The organism is Saccharopolyspora sp. NPDC045941 (assembly GCF_056431445.1).
This window is the reverse complement of the sequence record NZ_JBWKKU010000149.1, coordinates 1-3,714: the sequence shown is the minus strand read 5'-3', so window position 1 is coordinate 3,714 and position 3,714 is coordinate 1. Positions and strand designations below refer to the sequence as shown.

General features: G+C 65.4%; 1 pseudogene. It reads right to left on the bottom strand.

What is annotated here, in order from left to right:
- Nucleotides 1-3,131: pseudogene (locus AC07FN_RS45775) on the bottom strand (hypothetical protein); the annotation flags it as partial.
- Nucleotides 3,132-3,714: the final 583 nt, after the last annotated feature.

The following is a 3,714-nucleotide window of genomic DNA, read 5'->3' as shown; positions in this document are numbered from 1 at the left end:
CGTACGAGCTTTTGCGTGACCTCAGAGTGAAGGACATGTCGGCTGTCGGTGGTGAGGGATAGTTGCTGGCCGTTGTTCCAGGAGAGGTTGTCGAGGAATGTCTTCAGTGTCTGCGGGCCTTCGTTTCCTGGGCGCCACTGGATGATCTGGTTCTCTATCTCGGCGGGCACCTCCACAGGCAGCGACATCGCCTGCCGCCACGTGGACACAGTGCGGGCGCTGACCAGGCCGCCGGACAGTTTCGCCACCTCGCGGGCGCTCATCTGTTCGTGCAGGCCCTGTGCCCATTGCTGCACGAGCTTTTGCGTGACCTCAGAGTGAAGGTGATGTGCGCTGTCACGGGTGAGGGGTAGTTGTTGGCCGTTGTTCCAGGAGAGGTTGTCGAGGAATGTCTTCAGTGTCTGCGGGCCTTCGTTTCCTGGGCGCCACTGGATGATCTGGTTCTCTATCTCGGCGGGCACCTCCACAGGCAGCGACATCGCCTGCCGCCACGTGGACACAGTGCGGGCGCTGACCAGGCCGCCGGACAGTTTCGCCACCTCGCGGGCGCTCATCTGTTCGTGCAGGCCCTGTGCCCATTGCTGCACGAGCTTTTGCGTGACCTCAGAGTGAAGGTGATGTGCGCTGTCACGGGTGAGGGGTAGTTGTTGGCCGTTGTTCCAGGAGAGGTTGTCGAGGAATGTTTTCAGTGTCTGCGGGCCTTCGTTTCCTGGGCGCCACTGGATGATCTGGTTCTGTATCTCGGCGGGCACCTCCACAGACGGCGGCATCGCCCGCCACCACTTGGACACAGTGACGTGGCTGACCAGGCCGCCGGACAGTTTCGCCACCTCGACGGTGCTCATCTGTTCGTGCAAGCCTCGTGCCCATTGCCGTACGAGCTTTTGCGTGACCTCAGAGTGAAGGTGATGTGCGCTGTCACGGGTGAGGGGTAGTTGTTGGCCGTTGTTCCAGGAGAGGTTGTCGAGGAATGTTTTCAGTGTCTGCGGGCCTGTGTTTCCTGGGCGCCACTGGATGATCTGGTTCTGTATCTCGGTGGGCACCTCCACCGACGGCGGCATCGCGTGCCACCACGTGGACACAGTCGGTTGGGAAACCAGGCCGCCGGACAGCGTCGCCACCTCGACGGTGCTCATCTGTTGGTGCAGGCCTTGTGCCCATTGCCGTACGAGCTTTTGCGTGACCTCAGAGTGAAGGACCTGTCCGCTGTTGGTGGTGAGGGGTAGTTGTTGGCCGTTGCCCCAGGAGAGGTTGTCGAGGAATGTCTTCAGTGTCTGCGGGCCTTCGTTTCCTGGGCGCCACTGGATGATCTGGTTCTCTATCTCGGCGGGCACCTCCACAGACGGCGACATCGCCTGCCACCACGTGGACACGGTTGGTTGGGAAACCAGGCCGCCGGACAGTCTCGCCACCTCGACGGTGCTCATCTGTCCGTGCAGGCCCTGTGTCCATTGCCGTACGAGCTTCTGCGTGACCTCAGAGCGAAAGCGATGTGCGCTGTCGGTGGTGAGGGACAGTTGCTGGCCGTTGTTCCAGGAGAGGTTGTCCAGGAATGCCTTCAGTGTCTGCGGGCCTTCGTTTCCTGGGCGCCACTGGATGATCTGGTTCTCTGTCTCGGCGGGCACCTCCACAGACGGCGGCATCACCCGCCACAACTTGGACACGGTCGCTGGGGAAACCAGGCCGCCGGACAGTTTCGCCACCCCGCCGGTGCTCATCTGTTCGTGCAGGCCCTGTGTCCATTGCCGTACGAGCTTCTGCGTGACCTCAGAGTGAAAGCCATGCCGGCTGTCACGGGTGAGGGATAGTTGCTGGCCGTTGTTCCAGGAGAGGTTGTCGAGGAATGTTTTCAGTGTCTGCGGGCCTTCGTTTCCTGGGCGCCACTGGATGATCTGGTTCTGTATCTCGGCGGGCACCTCCACAGACAGCGGCAGCACCTGGCACCACCGTGACACAGTGACGCGGCTGACCAGGCCGCCGGACAGTCTCGCCACCTCGCGGGCGCTCATCTGTCCGTGCAGGCCCTGTGCCCATTGCCGTACGAGCTTCTGCGTGACCTCAGAGTGAAAGCCATGCCGGCCGTCGGTGGTGAGGGATAGTTGCTGGCCGTCGTTCCAGGAGAGGTTGTCGAGGAATGTCTTCAGTGTCTGCGGTCCTTCGTTTCCCGGACGCCACTGGATGATCTGGTTCTGTATCTCGGCGGGCACTGTGAGGGACTCGTCCTGCGTGGTCTGGGTGGTCGGCGCGTTGCTGTTCTGGTTGCTGGTGTGGGTGTGGGAGCCAGAGGGTGTTGACGTGGTGGGGTTGGTGGGTGCGGGTGCGCCGCCGGGCAGGCCGGGGACAGGTGGCCGGTGCTGGCCGTTGTGCCGGTGTGCTTCGATCCAGGCGACTTCCTCGGCCAGGCTCGTGACATGCGTGGGTACCGGACGGTGGGTCCATTCCGGATATGTGTTCCGGGTGTCGCGCCACTGGGCGTATGCCTGGTGTGCGTCTTGTGCCGTGACTGTGGGGTTCTTGTCTGCTTCGGTGCCGTGCCGGCGGGTCTTCCGCATCGCCGACCGCACGTGTTCGAGCAGGTCACCGTCGGGTTCTGCCGGCCACCGGAGCAGTGCCGCCGGTTGCGTGACCCCGGTGTCGAGTTCGCCCGGCCACGGCGCCTCGTGCGCAACGGCGGTTTCGGTGTCCTGGAACTGATCGGCGCTGTTCCGCTCCGCGTGCGTGGTCGCCGTGTCCGGCACGGGAGAGTCCACCGCCATCGTCGGTGGCATACCGGGCACGGCCGCCGGGCTGCCCTGCGGGCGCGTGAGCGAGGATGTTCCGCCCGATGCCGAGCCGCCCGATGCCGAGCCGCCCGAAGCCGAGCCGCCCTGCGGTACACCGGTCACCGCTGCGGTTGGGCCGGCCTGCGATACACCGGTCACCGCTGCGGTTGGGCCGGCCTGCGATACACCGGTCACCGCTGCGGTTGGGCCGGCCTGCGATACACCGGTCTCGGGCAGTTCCGTGTGTGGAATGCCGGTGTGTGGCGTGGTTCGGGGCGCATCGGATTCGGTGTTGCCGACAGGGACAGCGGATGTGGCCGGGTGCTGTCCAGCCGTGGGCACATCGACGGCCGGAGCCGGAATGTCCACGACAGACCGCCCGTCAACAGTGGGCGATGACGCGCCAGGCGTGGGAGCCCCGGCGACCGGATTGGCGACACCGGCCCCCGGAGCACCCGCAGTCGGTGGAGTGTCCGACACGGGTGTGTCGGTCGCTGAGTTCATCGCGCCCGGTGCGGGCAGAGGTGTTCCCGGTGGCGGGGTGCCCGCTGCAGCGGGGGCGGGGTTCGGCCCACCACCCTGACCGAGCACACCATCGGCCCCCACACCCATACCCCCACCCGCCGCTGCCGCGGCAGCGGTGGTGGTCAGTGGGCTGATGCTGGTGGGGCCATGGGCAGAAACGCCGCTGCCGACAGGCGCAGAGCCAGTCCCGCTGCCGACAGGCGCAGAGCCAGTCCCGCTGCCGACAGGCGCAGAGCCAGTCCCGCTGCCGACAGGCGCAGAGTCGGTCCCGCTGCCATAGCCCGAATCCGCATCACCGAACCCGCCGCCGGTGTCACCGAATTGGCCGCCGGTGTCGCTGTCATAGCCGGAATCCGGGTCACCGAGGCCGGGCTTGTCGCTCACCGGCACCACCGGAACATCGGGCATGTCGATGGTGGGGATGCCC